Source organism: Rubrivirga sp. (assembly GCF_049648075.1).
GTDB lineage: Bacteria > Bacteroidota > Rhodothermia > Rhodothermales > Rubricoccaceae > Rubrivirga.
Genome location: NZ_JBARYR010000704.1, coordinates 1 through 6170 on the forward strand (window position 1 = coordinate 1; position 6170 = coordinate 6170).

Here is a 6170-nt window from a genome sequence, read left to right on the forward strand (position 1 = left end):
GGCTCCCGCAGCAGAGCGGGTCCACGACCGGCATCGCGACCGACTCGACGGCCCGCGCCGCGAGCCCCCGCGCCTACCCGCTCGGCGGCGCGACCTCGATGCGGATCGACTACGGCTGGAACGACGGCGAGTCCGATTACCTGATCCGCCAGTACCTCGCCGGTGGCGCACCGCGCGACGTCGTCTTCGACGACCAGCAGACGCTGCGCGCCCGCGTGTTCGGCGACGGGACCGGCGTCCTGCTCCGGTTCGCCATCGACGACGGGTTCGGCGGCGGCCACGAGGTGAGCCCCTGGACGACGGTCGACTGGTACGGCTGGCGGACCGTGACGTGGGACCTGGACGCCGACGGGTTCGGCACGTGGATCGGCAACGGCGCGTGGGACGCCCCGAGCCAACTCCGCTTTGACTCGTTCCAACTCGGCTACGACGGCAGCTCGACCCTCTTCGGCGAGGTCTACGCCGACGACCTCGAGTTGCTCGCTCCTCGCGCTGTTGCCAACGACGGCGCCCTCGAGGACGGACGCGGTCTGCGTCTCGCTCGCGTCTCTCCGAACCCCGCCCAGACGGCGGCCGCCCTCGAGGTCGTGCTCCCCGAGCCCGCGGTCGTGACGGCCGAAGTGTTCAACGCCGTCGGCCAGCGCGTCGCGGTCTTGGCGAGGGGCGAAGCGCGCGCAGCCGGCGAGCACCGGCTCGACTGGTCGGTCAGTGACCTCGCGTCGGGCGTCTACGTCGTCCGCGTGACGGCCGGCGCCGAGCAGGCCACCTCTACGTTCGTCGTCGCGCGATAGCGGCGTCCTCGAGGTCGCTCTGGCGAGAGATCCACGACGACCTCGAGGGCGGGCGCAACGCTCAACCCTCGAGGTCGATTCGGTCTACCGAACCACTGATACCGTCCGCGTCGCCCGGACTCCGTCGGCCTCGAGGACGACGAGGTACGTCCCGGCCGTCGTTGGCTGCCACACGACGCGGTGCGAGCCAGCCGTCCGAGGGCCGTCCTCGAGGGCGGCGACCTCACGGCCCAGCACATCGAACACGCGCAGCGTTACGGCCGACGCGTCCTCGAGGACGAACGGGATCGTCACCGGCCCGGTCGCGGGGTTCGGACGCGGCGCTTCGAGGGCAGCGACCATCGTCGAGGTCGGGTCGGTCGCGACGGCGCCCGGCAGGACAGCGGCCTCACTCGGTGCGCTCTCGATCGAGTTCGCGCTGACGGACGTGACGACGTAGGCGTAGGAGCGCCCGTCGACGCGGAGGTCTGTCGCCTGCGTTTCGCCGGTCACGGCGATCAGGTTGTCCGACGTGTCGAGGGCGTCCTCGAGGTTGGCGCCGGCCTCGACGCGGTAGACGGCGTAGAAGCGGGCGTCGGCGTCACCGTCCGTGGGTGCGGTCCACTCGAGGTCTACGGTTCCCGGTGGGCCGTCAGGCGATGAGGCGGCCGTGAGGGTCTGGGGCACACCTGGGACATCCTGGCTGCGCCACGCCATCGGTGTTGGAAGCGCAGGCGTGCGGTACACGCCGTTCGCGAGTGAGTCCGGGAGCCCGCGGCCGCCGATGATGACGGACTGCCGGGCGCGGAAGAGAATCGAGCCCTGGTTGCCGTCGTAGGTGCGCGTCAGGCGAATCTGAAGCGGGATCTCGCCGGCTGAGTAGCCGGGTTGTCCGATTCGGTACGCGGCCAAGCCCGGGTAGACGTGGCGCTCGTTCCGCTGCTCGCCCCACCACGTCGCCAGCGTCGAGAACCGCTGGTTGTTGAACGACCCGTTCACGACGCCCGCCGACGACCAGTAGAGCTGGGGCGCGAGGTAGTCGATGGTCTGGGCGTCGAGCCACGCCGTCGCATCGGCGTAGACGACGTCGAACGCATCCAAGCCGCGGATCCCCGTCGGCGTCCCGTTCTTCCAGATTCCGAACGGGCTGACCCCGTGGACCACCTCGGGCTTGATGGCCCGGATGCTGTCTTCGACCTGGGCGACCATCAGGTTGATGTTGTCGCGCCGCCAGTCGCCGATCGACGAGAATCCTCGGGCGTTGGCCGCGAAGGTCTCGGTGTCCTCGTCGTCGATCCCTGAGAAGTTGCTCCCCTCGGGATACGGATAGAAATAGTCGTCGTAGTGGATCCCGTCCACGTCGTACCGGCGGACGATGTCGGCGACGATGGCCGAGACGCGGTCCCTCGAGGCTTGAAGGCCCGGATCGAAGATGACGATGTCTGTCCCATCGAAGGAGAGCAGGAGATCGGGGTCGGCGTTCGTGACGTGCGAGGGCGCCTTCGTATAGTTCGAGCCCCGATCGGCTCGGTAGGGGTTGATCCAGGCGTGGAGCTCCATGCCTCGGGCATGCGACTCCTCGATGGCGAACGCGAGCGGGTCGTAAAAAGGCTCTGGCGCCCGGCCCTGCTCACCCGTCAGCCAGTAGGACCACGGCTCGATCGCCGATTCGTATAAGGCGTCGCCCTCGGAGCGGACCTGGAAGATGACCGCGTTGACGCCGGCGTCCTCGAGGCCGTCGAGGATCTCGATGAGCTGGCTTTTCTGCCGGTCCGACGTGCATGTCACGCTCGTCTGTTGACACGACGGCCAATCGAGGTTGGCGACGGTCGCGATCCAGGCCCCCCGGAACTCGTACTTCGGCGAGGACTGTGCGAACGCCGGGAGGGAGAGGGCGACCGCGGCGATTAGAATAGAGAGGCGCATCGTGGGGTGGGTAGAAAGCAAAGGAGGGCGCTGAGCGCGAGGCCCAGCGCCCTCCAAGGGCACCGGCGGCTAGGCCGCCGGGCGAAGCCGATTCCGCGTTAGCGGATGACCATCATGCGGCGGCTGGAGATCTCGCCCTCGATGTCGAGGGTGTAGACGTAGACGCCAGCGGCGAGCGGTCCGGCGTCGAACGACACCGAGTGCGGGCCGGCGGCCATCTGTCCGTCAGCCAGCGTCGCGACTTCACGTCCGGTCGCATCGTACACGCGGAGCGTCACGCTCGAGGCGCGTTCGAGGTCGAACTCGATCTGCGTCGTGCCCGCGAACGGGTTCGGGCGGTTCTGCTCGAGAGCACCGGCGAACGTGCCGATCTCCTCGCTTGACGTGTTTCCACCGTCACCGCGAGTGAAACGCTGGACAGCGCCGGCTGCAGAGAACAGCACGACATATGCTGTGTCACCATCGGGGCTAAACGCAAGCCCTCGAGGACGGCCGGCGCCTGGCTCACTGTACTTGAGGCTGTCGACAGGGGTTGGCGTGAGAACGGGGTTGCCGTCCGCGTCGAACAGGTCGTCGAAGTTGTAAGCGTACCACGTCGTCTCTGAGAAGTTGGTCTCGAGAAGCGTGCTGTCCGCAGGGTTGATGTACTGGTTCGGGAGGTTCAACGGGTTGCCAGCACTGAACCAGTAGCGTCCGGTGGATGGGTTAATAGCTGTTGACTCGACACGGAGGCCAGCGAGTGTGACTCCAATGGAGTCGAACTCGCTGAACTCGTCGGGACGCTGGTACACAATCGTGAACGGGTTTTCAAAAGCCGTGTCAAAGAGAGTGTTGCCGTCAGGGCTCACCAACGTCGTACGTGAGAAGTTGCTCGCCTCGGCAACTGCGTTGGCGATGAAGTTCAAGTTCGAGTCGTACTGGCGAATGGCGGCGCCAGCAGCGGGACACACAGGAGCTGTGTACACGTTGCCGTTGTCGTCAAGAGAGACTTGGGTCAGCGCACAGTATTCTGTTGTCGGAATGAATGCACGTGCGATACCCTCGCCAGTGTCCGAGTTAAGCTTGTATAGGTATTGGTCTTGCGAGACGTAGATGTTGCCATCAGGTCCAGCGCGTAGACCACGACCACTCCGCGTCGACGAGGTGAACCACTCACGCTCACCACTCGCGTTGATGAGGAGTTCCCCACCGAGAGTGTCGCGGGGTGTCACGCCGTCCTCAAACTCGATGAACTTGACGGGCGAGAAAGACGCCTCAGTCCCGTCGGGGTTGAAGACGTGGAGCACGCGGACTGGCTGGAACGTATCGTTGAGCCCGGCGACTTGTACGCTATCGGTGGGACCGAAGGGCTGGAGCCAGACCTTGCCGTCGCCGTCGACAGCGACGCCTTGCATACCGTTGCCGTCGGTCTCGAGGGTATCGGAGGGGAAGACGGTGTCGAAGTTCCACTGCGCCGATGCCGTCATCGGGAAGGCAGCGGCGAAAAGCAGGAGTAGCAGTTTCCTCATTGGAAAAGCGGGGTGGGGTGGTTAGGAGAGTCCACGACCTCGAGGTCGCAGGCGTTCGGGTTCGTTATGGAACCGTGAAGCAAGAGGATTGATCCGCCGGAGCGATTAGGACCCGTCGCGCCGGGTCTCGATGCGGAAGACGTTGGCTCGCTCGGAGCTAGTCGCGGCGGTGACCATGTAGAGCTGGCTCCCCGCGCCATAGGCGAGGCTCTGGACGGGGCCGTTCAAGACGCCGGGGTACAGGGGCTCGACGGCTCCGCCCGAGACGGTGACGACGGGGTCCTCCTCGCGGCTCAGTCCCACGTAGAGCGTCCCGTCGGCGGCAACCTCGAGGGCGGAGCCGGCTGCCGGAAGCGTAGCGATTGGGGTCGGTGCGCCGAGTGATCCGTCGCCCTCAATGGTAATGGCATAGACTTGGGCGGGCGCCTCGCCGCTAACCGCGTAGAGCGTCGAGGTGTTCGACACGAGAGCCTCCACGGAAGAGGGGAACACCGTTTCGGAGCTCGACCCGTCGGGCGCGATGCGATAGATCACGTCTGAGTTCCCACCCGCGTACACCGAGCCGTCCGGCCCCCCGGCGATCGAGAACAGGGAGACGGAAGCAGGTTGGAAGGCGGCGAGCACGCCTTGGCGCCCGCCCTCGGGCAACTCGAACACGGCGCGAAGGCGCCGGACCCCGAAGAGCCGGCCGTCAACACGGGCGAGAGCGGCCCATGGGAAGCCCGAGTCGAAGTAGGGCGACCGCGTCCCGTCCGGGGCGATGGCCGTGATCCCGACGGCGCTCCCTTCGTTCTCGAGTGAGAGGTAGAGCGTCCCGTCGTCGTCGGCTGCGATACCGAACGGGACCTCCGTCCGCGCAAGCTCCCCGTACGGAACGATCGCGGCGGTGAGGGGGAAGTCGATGGAGTTGCTAAAGTCCTGGGCGCCGATGACGGCCACGCGGAAGCGGAGCGCGGGGTTCGGCAGGTTCGGGACGCGGACGCGGAGCTGCGTCGGAGACGCTTCGAGGACGACACCGGACGCCGTGCTGCCCTGCTGGTCGTCGAACACGACCGTGTTGTCCGACGGAGTCGCGGAGAAGTTGGTGCCCTCGATGGTGATCACGTCGACCCCCGCGAGGACGACGCCGGTCGGGGAGACGCTCGAGACGACCGGCGCCGGGTTGGTCTGTGCGTCGGGGTCGAACAGGCTCTCGCCCTCGCCGAAGTCGCAGGCGGGGAGAGTGACGAGGAGCAGGGCGACCGCGGTGAGGGCGGTCCCGAGGCGGGCGAGACGGAGCATGGGCAGGGGCCGGGAGGCCTCGAGGTCGGAAAGGCTCGTCGAGGGCGGTCTTAGAGGTCGAAGCGGACGGCGACGCGGTGGACCGCGTCGAACTCGCTCATGGCGCTGTACGAGTAGTCCGCGCCGAACCCGACGCCGCCCAAGCTCTGGCGGATGCCGGCGCCCAGGCTCACGCTCTGGACATCGGAGGGGAAGACGTAGCCGGCGCGGAGGGACAGCGTGTTCGCGAACGTGTACTCGCCGCCGGCCTCGATCTGGCTCGCGAAGTCGTACGGGTCTTCGGCGTCCACGGCCAGAACCAACCGGTGGAGCGACGGGTCAAGGCCGGTCAGGCCACCCGTGTCAAGGGCCGCTCCGATCTGGAGCGTCAGGGGAAGCTGAAAGCTCTCGCCCTCGCCGAAGGCCGCCTCCTGGGAGAAGTTGCGAGCGCTGACAGCGAACGCGAGACCTGGGAAGGGCGTGTCGTACATGACGCCGAAGTCGAAGGCCAGGACGTTCTCGGAGATGTCCTCGCGCAAGACGCCCCCTTCTTCGGTCGCAGACGACGCAACGGCCCCAATGTCCTGGGTCACGTACTTCGCCTGCCCGCCGACTGAGAACCGGTCCGTCACGGTTCGGGCGTAGCCCAAGCCGATCGCGAACGCGGTCGGGGAGAACGTTCCCAAGTCACGGAAGCCGGCTTCGG

The 6170-nt window shown here is 67.0% G+C and carries 5 protein-coding genes; 1 reads left to right on the forward strand and 4 read right to left on the reverse strand.

Translation table 11 applies throughout. The annotated features are described in order from the left end of the window. Positions 1–791: T9SS type A sorting domain-containing protein (locus WBA11_RS18590; protein ID WP_424522124.1), on the forward strand; the 791-nt coding region annotated here is incomplete at its 5' end. An 84-nt stretch (positions 792–875) separates the two neighbouring features. Here the strand turns inward: WBA11_RS18590 and WBA11_RS18595 are convergent. The 4 genes from WBA11_RS18595 to WBA11_RS18610 all read right to left on the reverse strand — a co-directional run. Next, entirely contained in the window at positions 876–2696 is a 1821-nt protein-coding gene (locus tag WBA11_RS18595) for a family 10 glycosylhydrolase (protein WP_424522125.1), read from the reverse strand. A gap of 98 nt (positions 2697–2794) precedes the next feature. Further along, positions 2795–4204, reverse strand: coding sequence for a T9SS type A sorting domain-containing protein (locus WBA11_RS18600; protein WP_424522126.1), 1410 nt, complete (start codon positions 4202–4204; stop codon positions 2795–2797). A gap of 105 nt (positions 4205–4309) precedes the next feature. Continuing rightward, positions 4310–5485: an IPT/TIG domain-containing protein gene (locus tag WBA11_RS18605; RefSeq protein WP_424522127.1), complete on the reverse strand. Its 1176-nt coding sequence runs from the start codon at positions 5483–5485 to the stop codon at positions 4310–4312. A gap of 50 nt (positions 5486–5535) precedes the next feature. Beyond that, on the reverse strand, positions 5536–6170 hold a 635-nt coding region (locus WBA11_RS18610), incomplete at its 5' end, for a PorV/PorQ family protein (protein WP_424522128.1).

Excerpts from the sequence above, each read along its gene's own strand:
- WBA11_RS18595 (WP_424522125.1), bottom strand. The coding sequence starts at position 2,696 with ATGCGCCTCTCTATTCTAATCGCCGCGGTCGCCCTCTCCCTCCCGGCG.
- WBA11_RS18600 (WP_424522126.1), bottom strand. The coding sequence starts at position 4,204 with ATGAGGAAACTGCTACTCCTGCTTTTCGCCGCTGCCTTCCCGATGACG.
- WBA11_RS18605 (WP_424522127.1), bottom strand. The coding sequence starts at position 5,485 with ATGCTCCGTCTCGCCCGCCTCGGGACCGCCCTCACCGCGGTCGCCCTG.